Origin of the sequence: Pseudomonas veronii (assembly GCF_002028325.1) — a bacterium.
GTDB classification, from domain to species: Bacteria; Pseudomonadota; Gammaproteobacteria; order Pseudomonadales; family Pseudomonadaceae; genus Aquipseudomonas; species Aquipseudomonas veronii.
In genome coordinates this window covers 5,151,650-5,169,868 of sequence record NZ_CP018420.1, presented here as the reverse complement: position 1 = coordinate 5,169,868, position 18,219 = coordinate 5,151,650, and the positions used below count along the sequence as shown (strand labels likewise).

Genomic DNA, 18,219 nt, shown 5'->3' with positions numbered 1-18,219 from the left:
AGTCTAGCCCGCCCATGTATACCCTGGCCCGCCAGCTGTTGTTCAAACTCTCCCCGGAGACTTCCCATGATCTGTCCCTGGACCTGATCGGTGCCGGTGGCCGCCTGGGGCTCAATGGCCTGGTATGCAAGGCACCGGCGAAAATGCCGGTTTCGGTGATGGGGCTCGACTTTCCCAACCCGGTCGGGCTGGCTGCCGGCCTGGACAAGAACGGTACGGCCATCGATGGCTTTGCGCAGTTGGGTTTCGGTTTCGTCGAAATCGGCACCGTGACCCCGCGCCCTCAACCGGGCAACCCCAAGCCGCGCATCTTTCGCCTGCCGGAGGCCGAGGCGATCATCAACCGCATGGGCTTCAACAACCTCGGTGTCGATCACCTGCTGTCGCGGGTCCAGGCGGCGAAGTACAAGGGCGTCCTCGGGATCAATATTGGCAAGAATTTCGACACGCCGGTGGAGCGCGCGGTGGATGACTACCTGATCTGCCTGGACAAGGTCTACGCCCACGCCAGCTACGTCACGGTGAACGTCAGCTCGCCCAACACCCCGGGCCTGCGCAGCCTGCAGTTCGGTGATTCCCTCAAGCAATTGCTCGAAGCCTTGCGCCTGCGCCAGGAAGACCTCGCCGTGCGCCATGGCAAGCGTGTGCCGTTGGCGATCAAGATCGCCCCGGACATGACGGATGAAGAAACCGTGCTGGTTGCCCAGGCGCTGGTGGAGTCAGGCATGGATGCGGTGATTGCCACCAACACCACCCTCAGCCGTGTCGGCGTTGAAGGCCTGGCCCATGGCGACGAAGCGGGCGGCTTGTCGGGCGCTCCGGTACGTGACAAGAGCACGCACATCGTCAAGGTGCTGGCCGCCGAGCTGGCCGGGCGTTTGCCGATCATCGCGGTCGGCGGTATCACCGAAGGCAAGCACGCGGCCGAGAAGATCGCCGCTGGCGCGAGCCTGGTGCAGCTGTATTCCGGCTTTATCTACAAAGGCCCGGCGCTGATTCGCGAGGCGGTGGACGCGATCGCGGCATTGCCCAAAAAGGCCTGACACACGCTCAATAAAAAGGGCTCCTCAAGAGGAGCCCCTGGGCCGAAGCCCGCCGCCTGGATAGGGCGTGCGTGGTTAAGTCGTTAGCTATATTCGTGCTGGTGTCGGAATTGAATGCCCTTGATTAGCCGACCGCGTGAAGTTCGTTGAGTCTGTGGATGCCCGCAGTGCCTGTCATACCGTCCCAGTTGTCGCCGCGTCCTTCTCGCCAGCCGTTGATCCAGGCTTGGCGTACCGACGGTAGAGTAAATGGGCAAAGCTCACGGGATTTGCCATGAACGCCGTATTGATATCCGCGTAAAAATGCTCTTTCCAACGGATCACGCTTAAGTCTTCTCATAGGGTGTTTCCCTCACTTGTTGACTGTCTTGATATCCTTCGGCCTCGTCTGAGGCCGGGCAGAGTTTTTCTGCCGTTGGTGCGGCCCGCTGCCGGCGTGGCGAGCCAATGTGCCAGCGTCGTTGTGGCGCTGACCTGTGTTGAGTTCTAACCAATAGGTCACATGGATTCAATGATCGTTTTGTCATAAGCACGTAACAATAACGATGTTATAGCCATAAGCTGGGATGGCTTTTCGCCCCTTTTATTGGGCAAAGCCGGCTATGATGTGCCTTACGAAGAGAATGGCTTAATCCCTTGCTGAAAAAGCCCGCCCGTTGCAGTCGGTTATTATTCGACGAAGGGTCTGAATATTTCTTTTTGTTGCATCACTTATCTCTCTGCCCCGTCAATCAAGGCCCACAGGCCCGCCAGACGGGGTGGGACGGCACATTCGTGCCACGCGGGCACTCTTCAAGAAAAGTGCTTGATTGAAAACCGAGCCGGCGATGCGTCGCCCGTTCATTTATTGCTGAAAAGCCTGGATTGCCCATGTCGGACCGTTTTGAACTCTTCCTCACCTGCCCCAAGGGCCTCGAAGGCCTGCTGATCGAGGAAGCCGTCGGGCTTGGCCTTGAGGAAGCCCGCGAGCACACCTCGGCCGTGCGCGGCATGGCCGACATGGAAACCGCCTACCGCCTGTGCCTCTGGTCGCGCCTGGCCAACCGCGTGTTGCTGGTCCTCAAGCGCTTCCCGATGAAGGACGCCGAAGACCTCTACCATGGCGTGCTGGATATCGACTGGGCCGATCACATGGTCCCGGACGGCAGCCTGGCGGTGGAGTTCAGCGGTCACGGCTCGGGCATCGACAACACCCACTTCGGCGCGCTGAAGGTCAAGGATGCGATTGTCGACAAGCTGCGCACCCCGACCGGCGAGCGTCCGTCCATCGACAAGATCAACCCGGACCTGCGCATCCACCTGCGCCTGGACCGTGGCGAAGCGATCCTCTCCCTCGACCTGTCCGGCCACAGCCTGCACCAGCGCGGTTACCGCCTGCAGCAGGGTGCGGCACCGTTGAAGGAAAACCTCGCTGCAGCCATCCTGATCCGTGCCGGCTGGCCGCGCATCGCTGCGGAAGGCGGCGCGTTGACCGACCCGATGTGCGGCGTCGGCACCTTCCTGGTGGAAGGCGCGATGATCGCCGCCGATATGGCGCCCAACCTCAATCGCGAACTGTGGGGTTTCACCACCTGGCTCGGTCACGTCCCGGCGTTGTGGAAGAAACTGCACACCGAGGCCAGCGAGCGCGCTGCCATCGGCATGAACAAGCCGCCGTTGTGGATTCGCGGCTACGAAGCCGATCCGCGCTTGATCCAGCCTGCTCGCAACAACATCGAGCGTGCCGGTCTCAGCCATTGGATCAAGGTGTACCAGGGCGAAGTCGGCACGTTCGAGCCGCGCCCGGACCAGAACCAGAAAGGCCTGGTGATCTGCAACCCGCCCTACGGCGAGCGGCTGGGCGACGAAGCGAGCCTGTTGTACCTCTACCAGAACCTCGGCGAGCGTCTGCGCCAGGCGTGCATGGGCTGGGAGGCGGCGGTGTTCACCGGCGCGCCGGACCTGGGCAAGCGCATGGGCATCCGCAGTCACAAGCAGTATTCGTTCTGGAACGGCGCTTTGCCGTGCAAATTGCTGCTGATCAAGGTCAACCCGGACCAGTTCGTCACCGGCGAGCGCCGCACCCCGGAGCAGCGCCAGGCCGAACGTGAACAAGCCGCCTACGACCAGGCCCCGACCGAGCCGCAAGAGCGTCAGTACAACAAGAACGGCAACCCGATCAAACCTGCACCGGCGCCGGCCCCCGTGGTCGAACAGGCGCGCCTGAGCGAAGGCGGGCAGATGTTTGCCAACCGCCTGCAAAAGAACCTCAAGCAACTGGGCAAGTGGGCCAAGCGTGAGGGCGTGGATTGCTACCGCGTCTACGATGCCGACATGCCGGAATATTCCATGGCCATCGACCTGTATCACGATTGGGTCCACGTGCAGGAATACGCCGCGCCGAAATCCATCGACCCGGAAAAAGCCTCCGCGCGCATGTTCGACGCATTGGCGGCCATTCCCCAGGCGCTGAACATCGACAAGAGCCGCGTGGTGGTCAAGCGCCGCGAGCGTCAGAGCGGCACCAAGCAGTACGAACGCCAGAGCGCCCAGGGCAAGTTCACCGAGGTCAGCGAAGGCGGCGTGAAGCTGCTGGTCAACCTCACCGACTACCTCGACACCGGCCTGTTCCTCGACCACCGGCCGATGCGTATGCGTATCCAGAAAGAGGCGGCCGGCAAGCGTTTCCTCAACCTGTATTGCTACACCGCCACCGCCAGCGTGCATGCGGCCAAGGGCGGCGCGCGCACCACGACCAGCGTCGACCTGTCCAAGACCTACCTGGACTGGGCGCGCCGCAACTTCTCCCTCAACGGTTTCTCCGACAAGAACCGCCTGGAGCAGGGTGATGTGATGGCGTGGTTGGAAGCCAGTCGCGATGAGTTCGACCTGATCTTCATCGACCCGCCGACCTTCTCCAACTCCAAGCGCATGGAAGGGATCTTCGACGTGCAGCGCGACCACGTGCAACTGCTCGACCTCGCCATGGCGCGCCTGGCACCGGGCGGCGTGCTGTACTTCTCGAACAACTTCCGCAAGTTCGTGCTTGAGGACAACCTCAGCGAACGCTACGCGGTCGAGGAGATCAGCGACAAGACCCTCGACCCGGATTTTGCGCGTAACGCGAAGATCCATCGGGCCTGGAAAATCACTGCTCGCTGATTGCTCCACTCATCAGCCGCAAGCCTGGAATTATCCGGTCTTGCGGCTTTTTTACGCTGGTCAAACGGAGGGCCGCTCGCTATAACTAAATGTCCGGCCAAAGTGATCCCCCCACACGCTGGCGTTGTGAGTGTTGCCTATGCCGTTGCAAGCCGTTCGCCCGAAGATCCTAGGTTTTATCAATGAGCAGGTATCGGCTTGGTTGATGGCATTGGTGGTGTTTCTGGGCGGTAGCGCCTTGACGATCATCGTCGCCTGGGCGACATCCGACCTCTATCAACAGCAGGGGCGCCAGCGTTTCCAGCTGTTGGTCAATGAGCGATTCACCCGTCTGCAGGAGCGTTTCGAGGACCAGGAGCAACGCCTGACCAGCCTGCAACGCTTCTTCGTCAATTCCAATGATGTGTCCCGCGACGAGTTCGACGGTTTCGCCCAGCCTTTGCTGCTGCGTTCCCGGGCCTATGCCTGGGCGCCGCGGGTTATGCGTGATCAGCGCGCTCAGTTTGAACAGGACGTATCGCGCCAGCGCGGTCTGCCGTTCAGCATACGGGAACTGAATTCACGCGGTGAGTTGGCCCCGGCGGCGGAGCGCGATGAATACGTGCCGGTCCTGTACAGCCAGACCCGAAGCCTGCTCGGTTCGCCGCTGGGCTTTGACCTGCTGGCCCAGCCGCTGCGGCGCTCGACCCTGGAGCGCGCACAAGCGAGCGGCAAGCTGGCCGTGTCCCAGCCCATGCAGTTGGTGGGGGTGGAGCCGGCCTATGCCACCGGCGTGTTATTGGTCGCGCCGGTCGTCTCCCCAGGCGGAACAGAACCCTACGGCTTTGTGATGGCCGTGATCAGCATGCGCCAGTTGATGGCCGACGGCTTGCCCAAGTCGGATCGCGATAATCTGGTGACGCAGATCGTCGACACTTCCGACCAGCAAGGGCGCCTGTTGTACGAATCCAGCAATGCCCTGGCCGACAGCGATCTGGTCGCCGCGCGTCGCCTCACCCTCGGCGATCATGTCTACGCCCTGAACCTGCGCCCCAGCCAGGTGTTCGAACAGGGCAACGGCTCGTCGTTGGTCCCGATCCTGGCCGTGGGCGGGCTCTTCAGCCTGTTGCTCAGTGTCTTGCTCTATATGTTGGTCAGCCAGCGTCAGCGCGCCTTGAAACTGGTGGAGCAGCGTACCGTGCAGCTACGCCTGCGCGAGCAGGAACTGCGCAGCGCCCATGGCCAGTTACGCAGTGTGCTGAACGCCGCGACGCAGGTTGCGATCATTGCCACCGACTTGCACGGCGTGATCAACACCTTCAACGCCGGTGCCGAGCAGATGCTGGGGTTCAAGGCCGAGCACATACTCGGCCGCTCGACCCTGGAGAGCCTGCATGTGGCGGCGGAGCTGGATGTGCGTGCGGCGAGTCTGAGCATTGCGTTGGGCCGGCGAATCCCGCCGAGCCAGGCGATGCTGGTGGAGAGCCCGGGCAGCCCGCACGAGGCGCGCGAGTGGACCTTGGTGCGCGAGGATGGCAGCCGTTTGACGGTGAATATGTTGGGCACCGTGTTGCTGGATGACCATGGCTTATGGGTCGGGCACCTGGCGATGTACCTGGATGTCACCGAGCAAAAACGCGCCTACGAGGCCCTGGCCGTGCGCGACCGTCTGCTGAAAAAACTCAGCGCCCATGTCCCGGGCGGGATCTTCCAATTCACTCTGGAACCCCAGGACAAGTGGCGGTTTGTCTACGCCAGTGATGGCATGCGCGATATCTATGAGATCGACACAGGGGTGCTGCAACGGGATGCAACGCAGGTCTTGGAGCGCATCCACCCGCTGGACGTCGAGCGGGTGCGTGCGTCGATCCGCTTATCCGCGCTGCAATTGAGCCACTGGCGCGAAGAGTACCGCGTGCAACTGCCGCAACGGGGCCTGCGCTGGATCCGCGGTGAGGCCACGCCGGAAGAACTGCCGGGCGGCGGTACGCTGTGGCATGGCTATGTGTCGGACATTTCCGATCTCAAGCGCGTGGAAGAAGAACTGCGCGCGCTGTCCATCACCGATGCCCTCACCGGGATCCATAACCGTCGGTATTTCCAGGATCGTCTCAAGGCTGAGATGGTCCGCCTCAATCGCACCTCGGGGGCGTTGTCGGTGATCATGCTGGATATCGATCACTTCAAGCGTATCAACGACCAGTACGGCCATGCGGTCGGCGACGGGGTGTTGCAGGAACTGTGCAAGCGCATCAGCCAGCGCTTGCGCCGCACCGATGTGTTCTGTCGCCTGGGTGGCGAGGAGTTCATGGTGTTGTGCCCCAACACCGACGGCGCCCAGGCCTACGGTTTGGCGATGGAGCTATGGCGGGCGCTGCGCGATGCGCCGATGGGGACGGTGGGAGTCGTCACCGCCAGCTTCGGGGTGGCCAGTTGGCGGGTCGATGAGGGGATCGACGGGTTACTGCTGCGCGCGGATTCGGCGGTGTACGTGGCCAAGCAGGCGGGCAGGGATCGGGTCGAAGCGGAACGCTTGCCGGTGTGAATGTCGACGTCGTACACAACCTGTGGGCGCGGGTTTGCCCACAGGTTGTGGCGGTGTCTAGAGGACTGGCGCCGCTGCCGCCAGCTTTGGCTGGCGGTACAGGTCCAGCAGCACCTGGTCGAGCACCGACGACGCACCCCACGGCTTCGGATCGTTGAGGATCGCCACCACCACCCAGGTATTGCCGTTGTTGTCGCGGCTGAACCCGGCGATGGCGCGCACGGTGTTCAAGGTACCGGTCTTGACGTGGGCTTCACCGCGCATGGCGGTGGTCTTCAGGCGTTTACGCATGGTGCCGTCGGTGCCGGCGATTGGCATCGAGCTGATGTATTCCGCGGCGTAGGGGCTTCTCCACGCGGCTTGCAACATGGCCGCCATCTCACGCGCGCTGACGCGTTCGGCACGGGACAGGCCCGAACCGTTCTCCATCACCAAGTGCGGTGAGGTGATGCCTTTTTTCGCCAGCCACTGGCGTACCACGCGTTGCGCGGCCTTGGCATCGTCGCCGTCGGCGTCGTTGCGGAACTGCGCGCCCAGGCTCAGGAACAACTGCTGGGCCATGGTGTTGTTACTGTATTTGTTGATGTCGCGGATGATTTCCGCCAGGTCCGGTGAGAAGGCCCGCGCCAGTACCTTGGCGTCCTTGGGCACCGGTGCCTGGATGTCACGGCCCTGGATGGTGCCGCCCAATTCCTGCCAGATCGCCCGCACGGCGCCGGCGGTGTACGTGGCGTGGTCGAGCAACGACAAGTAGGTCTGCGAGCTGCAGCCATCGCCCAACTGGCCGCTGACGGTCACGGTGATGCTGCCATCCGCCGCCGTCACCGGGTTGTAGCGCACGTCGCCGGTACATTGCTTGGCGTTGGACGCCTTGACCTGATTGTCGATGCGAATGCTGGCGATCGGCGGCTCGACCGACACGATCACGCGTCCGGAATCGTTGCGGGTCACGAAGCGCAGGGCCTTGAGGTTGACCAGCAAGGCATCGGGCTTGACCAGGAACGGTTTGTTCTCGTCATTGCCGTCGTCATTGAACTCCGGCAGTTGCGGCGGGATAAAGAAGCTACGGTCCAGCACCAGATCGCCGGTGACTTGCTGCACGCCATTGGCCCGCAGGTCGCGCATCAGCAGCCAGAGTTTTTCCATGTTCAGCTTGGGATCGCCGCCGCCCTTGAGGTACAGGTTGCCGCGCAATACACCACCGCTGAGGGTGCCGTCGGTGTAGAACTCGGTCTTCCACTGGTGGTTGGGGCCGAGCATTTCCAGGGCTGCGTAGGTGGTGACCAGCTTCATGGTGGAGGCCGGGTTCACCGAGACGTCGGCATTGAAGACGGTGGGGGTGCCGGGGCCGTTCAACGGCAGCATCACCAGGGACAATGCGGTGTTCTGCAACTTGGCCTTCTGCAGGGCCTGTGCAACGTTGGGTGGCAGGGTGTTATTGATCGGGGTGGCGGTGGCGGAAAAAGCCAGCGGCAGGAGAACGCCGGCAAGGAGCAATGGACGCAAAGATTTGATCATAAGGAATAAAACCCTACTGCTGAGGAGGGTGAAAAAGGCGAGGGGTATGTAAGAAAATCCCTCAGTAGTCATGAAAGTGTCGGCATTATGCCCCAAGCTGGAACCACTTGTAGCTGAACGATAGCTGCTAATCGGGGTTTTTTTTCCAGGCATTTCGCCGCCTGTCCCAGAGAGTCGGGCAATCGCTGCCTTAAGCTGCTAAAGTGCCGCCCGTTATTACTTATGAGGATTGTTCCAATGGCGACTAACCGTTCCCAGCGTCTGCGCAAAAAACTGTGCGTTGATGAATTTCAAGAGCTGGGTTTCGAACTGAACCTGGACTTCAACGAAGGCCTGAGTGAAGAAGCTATCGACGCTTTCCTCGAAGCATTCATCAAAGAAGCCATGGAAGCCAACGGTCTGGGCTATGTCGGCGGCGATGACTACGGTCTGGTTTGCCTGCAGAAGCGTGGCTCGGTCTCCGAAGCGCAGCGTGCTGCCGTTGACGCCTGGCTGAAAACCCGTTCCGAGCTGACCAAGGCTGAAGTCAGCCCGTTGATGGACGTGTGGTATCCGGAAAAGCCGATCAACGCGGCTAAGTGATACTAAACAAAACGGCGACCTGAGGGTCGCCGTTTTTTTATGCCTTGCGCCAGTTCAGAATCAGCAGCGTCAACACCCCCGCCACGATCCCCCAAAACGCCGACCCGATGGAAAACAACGTCAAGCCTGACGCGGTGACCATAAAGGTGATCAGCGCCGCTTCCCGTTCCTTCGGCTCATTCATGGCGATGCTCAAGCCATTGATGATCGAGCCAAACAACGCCAATGCCGCAATCGACAGCACCAGTTCCTTGGGCAATGCTGCGAACAAGGCCGCCAATGTGGCGCCGAACACCCCGGCAATGCCGTAGAACACGCCACACCAGACTGCCGCCGTGTAGCGCTTGTTACGGTCTTCATGGGCGTGGGGCCCGGTGCAGATCGCCGCACTGATCGCCGCCAGGTTGATGCCGTGGGAGCCGAACGGCGCCAACACCAGCGAGGCCAGGCCGGTGGCGGTGATCAGCGGCGACGCTGGCACGTTATAGCCGTCGGCGCGCAACACTGCGACACCCGGCATGTTCTGCGAGGTCATCGCCACCACGAACAGCGGGATGCCGATGCTGATGGTCGCCGCCAGCGAGAAGTGCGGCGTGGTCCAGACCGGCGTTGCCACTTCCAGGTGAAAACCGCTGAAATCCAGGAGCCCCATCAGCCCGGACAGCACGCTGCCGATCACCAGCGCGGCGAGCACCGCATACCGCGGCGACAGGCGTTTGATGAGCAGGTAGGTGAAAAACATCCCCAGCACCAGGCCGGTGCGATGCTGCGCGGCGACGAAAATCTCGCTGCCGATCTTGAACAGAATCCCCGCCAGCAACGCCGCCGCCAGCGACGCCGGGATGCGTCTGACCAGTTTTTCGAAGCTGCCGGTCAGCCCGCAGAGCGTCACCAGCACCGCGCAGGTGATGTAGGCGCCGATGGCTTCGCCGTAACTGACGCCGCCGAGGCTGGTGATCAACAGCGCTGCGCCGGGTGTCGACCAGGCAATGGTGATCGGTGTGCGGTAGCGCAGGGACAGGCCGATGCTGCACACCGCCATGCCGATGGAAATCGCCCAGATCCACGAGGAAATCTGCGCGCTGGTCAAACCGGCGGCTTGGCCGGCCTGGAACATGAGCACCAGGGAGCTGGTATAGCCGGTCATCATGGCGATGAAACCGGCGACGATGGCCGAGGGAGAAGTGTCGGCCAGTGGGCGCAAGGGCGCTTGGGTGGCGTCGGTCATGGCGAGGTGTTCCTTTTACCTGGGAGTTTGCCAGTGAAGGCGCAGATTCAAGCCTAAACTCAAACGTAACGACTCATTGCAATACAGCCGGGCTCGCAAACAGCCGTACAGTGTGTTGGCGCATGGGGTTGTGTACAATGTGCGCTGATTTTAGCTGATACTTGCCAGCGCCTCTTTGTTGCCGTATTACCGTTAATTCGCCGCCGTTCTCCCGATCCGAGTGCCCATGAACGAACAGTTGCAACCTCTCAAGAAACAACCGCGAGCCAGCAAGACCGGCCGCAGCGGAACCCAGGACGATATCGTCTACGCGCATATCTTCGAGGCGATTCTCGAACAACGCCTGGCACCCGGTACCAAATTGAGCGAAGAGGCACTCGGCGAAATCTTTGGCGTGAGCCGCACCATCATTCGCCGCGCGCTGTCGCGCCTGGCCCATGAAGGCGTGGTACTGCTGCGGCCCAATCGCGGCGCGGTGGTGGCCAGCCCGAGTGTCGAAGAAGCGCGCCAGGTGTTCCTGGCCCGGCGCCTGGTCGAGCGGGCGATCACGGAGCTGGCGGTGCAGCACGCCACGGCGGAGCAGTTGGCCGAGTTGCGGCAGATGGTCAATGACGAACGCGACAGCTTCTCCCGCGGCGATCGCGGTGCCGGTATCCGCCTTTCCGGCGAATTCCATCTGAAGCTGGCCGAAGCGGCGAAGAACGCGCCGCTGATCAGCTTCCAGCGCAGCCTGGTGTCCCAGACCTCATTGATCATCGCGCAGTACGAAAGCGGCAACCGTTCGCACTGTTCCTACGATGAACACAGTCAGTTGATTGATGCGATCGAAGCCCGAGACGCGGCGCTGGCAGTGAATTTGATGATGCATCACATGGATCATATCGACAGCAAGCTCAACCTCGACGAGGAAAGCGCGTCGGATGATTTGCATGCGGTGTTCTCGCATTTGTTGCAGAGCAAGAAGCCGGGGCGTTCTTCGGTCAAACTCTAAGCCCGATCAAAAAATGTGGGAGGGGGCAAGCCCCCTCCCACATTTGGGTTTGTGGCATATCTGAAATTAGCGTTGGTGGACTAAATTGCCGGCCGCATAGGTCTGCAACACCGCCCGGTCATCCCCCAACGTCATCAATACAAACAACCTCTCGGCAATGTCCTTGGCCTGCTTCATGCGATAGCTGAGCAGTGGCGTGGCGTTGTAATCCAGCACCAGGAAGTCCGCATCGGTACCCGGCTGCAACGTGCCGATCTTGTCCTCCAACCGCAGCGCCCGCGCACCGCCCAGGGTGGCCAGGTACAGCGACTTGAACGGGCTCAGTCGCGCGCCTTGCAGTTGCATGACCTTGTAGGCTTCGTTCAACGTCTGCAGCAACGAGAAGCTGGTGCCGCCGCCGACGTCAGTGCCCAGGCCCACGTTGAGTTTGTGCTTCTCGGCCATCGGCAGGTTGAACAGCCCGCTGCCGAGGAACAGGTTCGAGGTCGGGCAGAATGCGACTGCCGAGCCGGTCTGCGCCAACCGCGCGCATTCGTCATCGCACAGATGCACGCCGTGGGCAAACACCGAGCGTTCGCCCAATAGCTGGTAGTGGTCGTACACATCCAGGTAGCCGCTGCGCTCGGGGAACAGCTCGTTGACCCACTCGACTTCCTGCTTGTTCTCACTGATGTGCGTCTGCATGTACAGGTCGGGGTATTCGCCCAGCAGTTGCCCGGCCAGCGCCAATTGCTGCGGCGTGCTGGTAGGTGCGAAGCGCGGCGTCACCGCATAGTGCAGGCGGCCCTTGCCGTGCCAGCGTTCGATCAGCGCCTTGCTCTCCTGGTAGCCGGATTCGGCGGTGTCGGTCAGGTAGTCGGGGGCGTTGCGGTCCATCATCACCTTGCCGGCGATCATGCGCAGGTCGAGTTTTTCGGCGGCCTCGAAGAATGCCTGCACCGATTGCGGATGCACGCTGCCGAACACCAGCGCGGTGGTGGTGCCGTTGCGCAGCAGTTCCTTGATGAAAATCTCCGCGACGTCCTCGGCATGGGCCTTGTCGGCGAACTGGCGTTCGCAGGGGAAGGTGTAGGTGTTGAGCCAGTCCAGCAACTGTTCGCCATAAGCGCCGACCATGCCGGTTTGCGGCAGGTGGATATGCGTATCGATCAGCCCGGGGGTGATCAGCGCGTCCTGGTAGTGGGTGATTTCGACCTCGGCGGGCAGGTGCGGCAGCAGGTCGTGGGCGTGGCCCAGGGCGCTGATCCGGCCGTTGTCGATGACCAGCAGGCCGTCTTCGAAATACTCATAGGACGCCTCGATCCCCACTTCGGCGGGGTCGGCGAGGCTGTGCAGGATGGCGGCGCGGTAGGCTTTGCGAGTCGAAGGCATGGTGATCTCAATTTAGATAGCTTGGCTGCGACGCGAAGCCGGCAGCAGTTGGGCAATGGGTTCGGCGCTCGCGGTGTGCTGGCCGAAATGGGCGTTATAGGTGGCGATGATTTCGCCGGCGATGGAGATGGCGATTTCCACCGGCAATTTGCCCTTCACTTCGCTAAGGCCCATGGGACAGCGCATGCGTTGCAGTTGTGCGGCGTCGACGCCGCGATCCCGCAGGCGGTGCTCGAACTTGACGCGCTTGGTCTTTGAACCGATCAGGCCGAAGTAGGCAAAGTCATTGCGCTTGAGCAGGGCGGCGCTGAGTTCCAGGTCCAGCGCGTGATTGTGGGTCATCACGATGCAGTAACTGCCTACGGGCAGGTCGGCAATTTCGTCGACCGGTTCTTCGCTGACGATTTTGCGCACGCCTTGTGGGATGTATTCCGGGAACTCTTGCTCGCGCGAATCGATCCAGCGCACCCGGCACGGCAGGCTCGCCAGCAACGGCACCAGGGCGCGGCCGACGTGGCCGGCGCCAAATACGGCGATCTGTGCCTGCACCTGGCCCATGGGTTCGAACAGCAGCACGGTCGCGCCGCCGCAGCACTGGCCCAGGCTCGCGCCGAGGCTGAAGCGCTCCAGATGGGTGTGTTGCTGGCCGCGGGCGAGCATGTCGCGGGCGATCTGCATCGCTTTGTATTCCAGGTGCCCGCCGCCGATGGTGTCGAACGTGTGTGCGGCACTGATGACCATCTTCGAACCGGTATTGCGCGGCGTGGAGCCGAGCTCTTCGATGATGGTGACCAGTACGCAGGGCTCGCCTTGGTTTTGCAGGTTGGCGAGGGCGCTGATCCAGTTGTTCATGTCTACCTCAACATTTCTGTTGTCAGTTCTACCGTCATCGGGGGCAAGCCCCCTCCCACACTTGAATGTATTCACAGATCAAAAATGTGGGAGGGGCAAGCCCCTTCCCATACTTGAATGTATTCACAGGTGAAAAATGTGGGAGGGGCGGTGCGACGATTCGACTTGCCCCCGATGGCAGCACCTCGATTTACAGCGAAGCCATCTCGGTTTCAGCCTCAACCGCCTTCGCAGCCCCCAACTTCCGCATCTGCTCACAGCCCCACAACACCCGCTCAGGCGTCGCCGGCGCATCGATGTTCGGCTGGTGGCGATAGTCACCCAGGCTCGCCACCGCATCCTTGATCGCGCACCACGAGGCAATCCCGAGCATGAACGGCGGCTCACCCACGGCCTTGGAATGGAACACCGTGTCTTCCGGGTTCTTACGGTTTTCCACCAGCTTCACGCGCAAATCCAAGGGCATGTCGGCCACGGCCGGAATCTTGTAGCTGGCCGGGCCGTTCGTCATCAGCTTGCCCTTGTCGTTCCACACCAGCTCTTCCATGGTCAGCCAGCCCATGCCCTGGATAAAGCCGCCTTCCACCTGGCCAGTGTCGATGGCCGGGTTCAGCGAAGCGCCGACGTCGTGGAGGATGTCGGTGCGCAGCATCTTGTATTCGCCGGTCAGGGTGTCGACGATCACTTCGCAGCAGGCCGCGCCGAACGCGAAGTAGTAGAACGGCCGACCGCGCGCCTGGCTGCGGTCGTAGAAGATTTTCGGGGTCTTGTAGAAGCCGGTGCTCGACAACGACACCTGGGCGAAATACGCCTGCTGGATCAGGCTTTCAAAGCTCAGGATCTGCTCGCGCACGCGCACATGGCCGTTGTGGAATGCCACGTCCGCTTCGCTCACCGCGTAGTGGCGCGCGGCAAATTCCACCAGGCGTTGCTTGATGGTTTCGGCGGCGTTCTGCGCGGCCTTGCCGTTCAGGTCGGCACCGCTGGAGGCGGCGGTCGGCGAGGTGTTGGGCACCTTGTCGGTGTTGGTGGCGGTGATCTGCACGCGGTCGATGTCCACCTGGAACACCTCGGCCACCACTTGCGCAACCTTGGTGTTCAAGCCCTGGCCCATCTCGGTGCCGCCGTGGTTCAGGTGGATGCTGCCATCGGTGTAGATATGGATCAGCGCACCGGCCTGGTTGAGGAAGCTGGCGGTGAAGGAAATGCCGAATTTCACCGGGGTCAGCGCCAGGCCTTTTTTCAGGATCGGGCTGTGCGCGTTGTAGCGGCGGATCGCCTCGCGGCGCTCGGCGTATTGGCTGCTGGCCTCAAGCTCGGCGGTCATCTCTTCGAGCAGGTTGTGTTCGACGGTCTGATAGTAGTGGGTGACGTTGCGCTCGGTCTTGCCGTAATAGTTGGCCTTGCGCACCGCCAACGGGTCGAGAGCCAGATGACGGGCGATGGCGTCCATCACTTCTTCGATGGCGACCATCCCTTGCGGGCCGCCGAAGCCGCGATAGGCGGTGTTGGACGCGGTGTTGGTCTTGCAGCGATGGCCGTTGACCGTGGCATCGCCCAGGTAATACGCGTTGTCGGCGTGGAACATGGCGCGGTCGACAATCGAGTTCGACAGGTCCGGCGAGCAGCCGCAGTTACCCGCCAGCTCCAACTGGATGCCGTGCAAGCGCCCGCTGTCGTCGAAGCCGACGTCGTATTCGATATAGAAGGGGTGGCGCTTGCCGGTCATCAGCATGTCTTCGACGCGCGGCAGACGCATCTTGGTCGGCTGCCCGGTAAGGCGCGCGACCACCGCACACAGGCACGCCGGGCTGGCGGCCTGAGTCTCCTTGCCGCCGAAACCGCCGCCCATGCGGCGCATGTCGACGACGATCTTGTTCATCGACACGTCGAGCACTTCGGCCACCAGCTTCTGCACCTCGGTGGGGTTTTGCGTGGAGCAGTAGACGATCATGCCGCCGTCTTCGGTGGGCATCACCGAGGAAATCTGGGTTTCCAGGTAGAAGTGTTCCTGGCCGCCGATATGCAGCGTGCCCTGGATGCGATGCTTCGCGGCCGCCAGCGCTGTCGACGAATCGCCGCGTTGATGGGTGTGACTGTCCAGCACGAAATGCTGGTTGCGGTAGGCCTCGACCACGTCCAGCACCGGCTCCAGGTCTTCGTATTCGATCACTGCGGCCAGCGCCGCTTTGCGCGCAGTTTCCAGGTCGCGGGCGGCCACGGCCAGCACCACCTGGCCGACGAACTGCACGGTGTCGATGGCCAACAGCGGATCACCCGGCAGCAGCGGGCCGATGTCTTTGAGCCCCGGCACGTCTTCGTGGGTGATGACGATACGCACGCCGTCGAAGGCGTAGCAGGGCGCGGTATCGATGTTGAGGATTTTGGCGTGGGCGCGGTCGGACAGACGCGCATACAGGTGCAACTGGTTGGGGAATTCCAGGCGGTCGTCGATGTACTGCGCTTCGCCGGATACGTGCTTGGCGGCGCTGTCGTGCTTGACGCTGCGGCCGACGCCGGAGGTCAGGTCCTGAGAAAACAGCTCGGCCAGTTCGGCCTGGGTTTTTGCCACGGCGTGATGGTTAGACATAAGCGGTCACCCGAGTTTCGATGTGCGGCGTTTGCAGCTCGATGAAGTATTTGCGCAGCAGGTTCTGCGCGCTGAGCAGGCGGTATTCCTTGCTGGCGCGAAAGTCCGACAGCGGGGTGAAATCCTCGGCCAGGGCGGCGCAGGCGTGCTCCACGGTGGCGGCATTCCAGGGCGCGCCGATCAGCACGGTTTCGCAGTGCTGTGCGCGTTTGGGCGTGGCGGCCATACCGCCGAAGGCGACGCGGGCGTCGCTGATCACACCGTCGTCGATCTTCAGGTTGAACGCCGCGCACACCGCGGAAATGTCGTCGTCCAGGCGCTTGGATACCTTGTACGCCCGAAACCGCGTGTGGCCCTTGGGCACGATGATCTTCTCGATGAACTCGCTGTCCTGGCGTGCGGTGACGCGGTAGTCGATGAAGTAATCTTCCAGCGCCAGGGTGCGACGGACGTTGCCCTTGCACAGCACGATCTGCGCGCCGAGGGCGATCAGCAGCGGCGGCGAATCGCCGATCGGCGAGGCGTTGCCGATGTTGCCGCCCAGGGTGCCCTGGTTGCGGATTTGCAGGGAGGCGAAGCGCTGCAGCAGTTCGCCGAAGTCCGCGTATTCGTGGCGCAGCGCGGTGTAGCAATCGGAGAGGGCGGCGGCGGCACCGATTTCCAGGCGATCGTCGAACGTCTCGATGCGCTTCATCTCGTCGATATTGCCGACGTAGATCATCACCGGCAGCGTGCGGTGGAACTGCGTGACTTCCAGCGCCAGGTCGGTGCCACCGGCCAGCAGGCGGGCCTGGGGGTAGGCGTCGTAGAGGTCGGCCAGGTCGGCGACGGTCAGCGGCACCAGGCAGCGTTTGTCGCCGCTGTTGAGTTCAGCGGTGTGCGTCGGCGCGATAGCCTTGAGGCGGGCGATGGTCTGGGCCTCGCGGCTGTCGAACTGATCCTGGGGTTTGTTGCAGCAGGCCTGTTCGGCGGCGGCGAGGATCGGGCGATAGCCGGTGCAGCGGCACAGGTTGCCGGCCAGGGCTTCATGGGCTTTGTCGCGGTCGGGCGCGTCGCTGTTTTTTTGCAGGGCGAACAACGACATCACAAAACCGGGGGTGCAGAAGCCGCATTGCGAACCGTGACACTCCACCATCGCCTGTTGCACGCTGTGCAGTTGGCCCTGGTGCTTGAGGTCTTCGACGCTGATCAACTGTTTGCCGTGCAACGACGACACGAACGTCAGGCACGCATTCAGGCTGCGATAGCGAATCCGCTCGCCCTGCTCATCGCTGTGCAGTTCGCCGACCACCACGGTGCAGGCGCCGCAATCGCCGCTGGCACAGCCTTCCTTGGTGCCGGGTTTGCCCACATGCTCGCGCAGGTAGTTGAGCACGGTCAGGTTGGGGTCCAGGGCGTGCTCGCTACGGAGTTCCTGGTTAAGTAAAAACTGGATCACGGAAGGCCTCGCAGACTCATTATTGTTGTTAACCGCTTTGCGCCGAATCTAGTCATGTCTGACTTTTCGGTCAATGATTTTCTGACCTAAAGGTCAAGAAAATGCGGTCACAACCCTATCAATTATGGTCCAGTCTTCTGGAACCGGCGTTTTTGGGGGCTTCTGGCGGTTCATCGTTGCTTATTTCATGCCAAATTCTTGAAGGTGGGCCGAGCGCCATCAGCGGGCATTTGCGCTACACTGGCGCGCTTGTATCGATAGAAGATTTTGAAGGGAAAACATGACGTTCAAGGCGCCGGACAGTCTCGCCGAGCAAATCGCTCACCACCTCGCCGAACGTATCATTCGCGGCGATCTCAAGCCTGGGGAACGGATCCAGGAACAGAAGGTTACGCTGGCACTCAATGTCAGCCGCGGTTCCGTGCGTGAAGCCTTGCTGATCCTCGAACGTCGCCACCTGATCGCGATCCTGCCGCGCCGTGGCGCCCACGTCACCGAACTCACCGCGCACAAGGTGCAGAGCCTGTGTACGTTGATGGCCGAGCTGTACATCCTGCTCGGCAATGCGGTGGCGCAGGGCTGGCAGACCCAGGCCGACATGGCGCCGTTCGTTCAGATCCAGCAGCGCCTGGTGAGCAATTTCGAACGCCAGGACATCCGCGCCTTCGTCGCAGAAAGCTTCAATGTGATGCGTGCCGCGTACCCCTTCGCCAACAATCCGTATTTGCAGGAAACCGTCGAGAACCTGCAGCCGGCGATGAACCGCGCCTATTACCTGGCCCTGGATCAACGCAAGGCCTCCATGAGCGAATACCTCGCGCTGTTCGAGCAATTGCTCGCCGCCGTGCTCGCCCGTGACTTGCCGCAGATTCGCCTGGTGCTGTCGGCCTACGGCCAGCGCAGTTGCTCGCTGGTGATCGCTGCGTTGGCGGACGCCTAAG

Annotated in this window: 13 protein-coding genes; 6 read left to right on the top strand and 7 right to left on the bottom strand. The window is 62.0% G+C overall.

Going from position 1 to position 18,219, the window contains the following annotated elements:
* The first annotated feature begins 14 nt into the window (after positions 1-14).
* On the top strand, positions 15-1,043 hold the full coding sequence (locus PverR02_RS23505) for a quinone-dependent dihydroorotate dehydrogenase (RefSeq protein ID WP_046382434.1): 1,029 nt from the start codon (positions 15-17) through the stop codon (positions 1,041-1,043).
* 124 nt (positions 1,044-1,167) lie between these two features.
* Here the strand turns inward: PverR02_RS23505 and rmf are convergent, their stop codons facing one another.
* Positions 1,168-1,383: a ribosome modulation factor gene (gene rmf, locus PverR02_RS23500; RefSeq protein WP_002553055.1), complete on the bottom strand. Its 216-nt coding sequence runs from the start codon at positions 1,381-1,383 to the stop codon at positions 1,168-1,170.
* Positions 1,384-1,913: 530 nt separating this feature from the next.
* Between rmf and rlmKL the strand changes: the two genes are divergently transcribed.
* Positions 1,914-4,184 (top strand): bifunctional 23S rRNA (guanine(2069)-N(7))-methyltransferase RlmK/23S rRNA (guanine(2445)-N(2))-methyltransferase RlmL, encoded by a 2,271-nt coding sequence (gene rlmKL, locus PverR02_RS23495; protein WP_017845222.1) that lies wholly within the window; start codon positions 1,914-1,916, stop codon positions 4,182-4,184.
* Between the two features lie 139 nt (positions 4,185-4,323).
* Positions 4,324-6,708 (top strand): sensor domain-containing diguanylate cyclase, encoded by a 2,385-nt coding sequence (locus tag PverR02_RS23490; protein ID WP_079444503.1) that lies wholly within the window; start codon positions 4,324-4,326, stop codon positions 6,706-6,708.
* A 57-nt stretch (positions 6,709-6,765) separates the two neighbouring features.
* Here the strand turns inward: PverR02_RS23490 and dacB are convergent, their stop codons facing one another.
* On the bottom strand, positions 6,766-8,226 hold the full coding sequence (gene dacB, locus PverR02_RS23485) for a D-alanyl-D-alanine carboxypeptidase/D-alanyl-D-alanine endopeptidase (protein WP_079444502.1): 1,461 nt from the start codon (positions 8,224-8,226) through the stop codon (positions 6,766-6,768).
* A gap of 237 nt (positions 8,227-8,463) precedes the next feature.
* Here dacB and PverR02_RS23480 point away from each other — a divergent pair, with 237 nt between their 5' ends.
* The gene (locus PverR02_RS23480; protein ID WP_046382438.1) at positions 8,464-8,808 is read left to right on the top strand and encodes a YggL family protein; all 345 of its coding nucleotides are present in this window, start codon (positions 8,464-8,466) and stop codon (positions 8,806-8,808) included.
* A 37-nt stretch (positions 8,809-8,845) separates the two neighbouring features.
* Here the strand turns inward: PverR02_RS23480 and PverR02_RS23475 are convergent, their stop codons facing one another.
* Positions 8,846-10,036 carry a benzoate/H(+) symporter BenE family transporter gene (locus PverR02_RS23475; RefSeq protein ID WP_046489409.1) on the bottom strand — a complete coding sequence of 397 codons (1,191 nt, stop codon included), beginning with the start codon at positions 10,034-10,036 and terminating at the stop codon, positions 8,846-8,848.
* Between the two features lie 226 nt (positions 10,037-10,262).
* On the opposite strand from PverR02_RS23475, the gene PverR02_RS23470 reads away from it, so the two are divergent.
* Entirely contained in the window at positions 10,263-11,027 is a 765-nt protein-coding gene (locus tag PverR02_RS23470) for a GntR family transcriptional regulator (RefSeq protein ID WP_046382440.1), read from the top strand.
* 66 nt (positions 11,028-11,093) lie between these two features.
* On the opposite strand, the gene guaD is transcribed toward PverR02_RS23470, so the two are convergent.
* The 4 genes from guaD to xdhA form a co-directional block, all read right to left on the bottom strand.
* Positions 11,094-12,398, bottom strand: a complete 1,305-nt coding sequence (gene guaD / locus PverR02_RS23465; RefSeq protein ID WP_057003812.1) for a guanine deaminase — start codon at positions 12,396-12,398, stop codon at positions 11,094-11,096.
* Positions 12,399-12,410: 12 nt separating this feature from the next.
* Complete coding sequence (xdhC, locus tag PverR02_RS23460) at positions 12,411-13,250, bottom strand: xanthine dehydrogenase accessory protein XdhC (protein ID WP_079444501.1); 840 nt, start codon at positions 13,248-13,250, stop codon at positions 12,411-12,413.
* A 190-nt stretch (positions 13,251-13,440) separates the two neighbouring features.
* Complete coding sequence (gene xdhB / locus PverR02_RS23455; RefSeq protein ID WP_079444500.1) at positions 13,441-15,840, bottom strand: xanthine dehydrogenase molybdopterin binding subunit; 2,400 nt, start codon at positions 15,838-15,840, stop codon at positions 13,441-13,443.
* Positions 15,833-17,278: a xanthine dehydrogenase small subunit gene (gene xdhA / locus PverR02_RS23450; protein WP_079444499.1), complete on the bottom strand. Its 1,446-nt coding sequence runs from the start codon at positions 17,276-17,278 to the stop codon at positions 15,833-15,835. Before xdhA ends, xdhB begins: the two co-directional genes overlap by 8 nt.
* Before the next feature lie 280 nt (positions 17,279-17,558).
* Here xdhA and PverR02_RS23445 point away from each other — a divergent pair, with 280 nt between their 5' ends.
* The gene (locus tag PverR02_RS23445) at positions 17,559-18,218 is read left to right on the top strand and encodes a GntR family transcriptional regulator (RefSeq protein WP_017845232.1); all 660 of its coding nucleotides are present in this window, start codon (positions 17,559-17,561) and stop codon (positions 18,216-18,218) included.
* Position 18,219 lies beyond the last annotated feature (1 nt).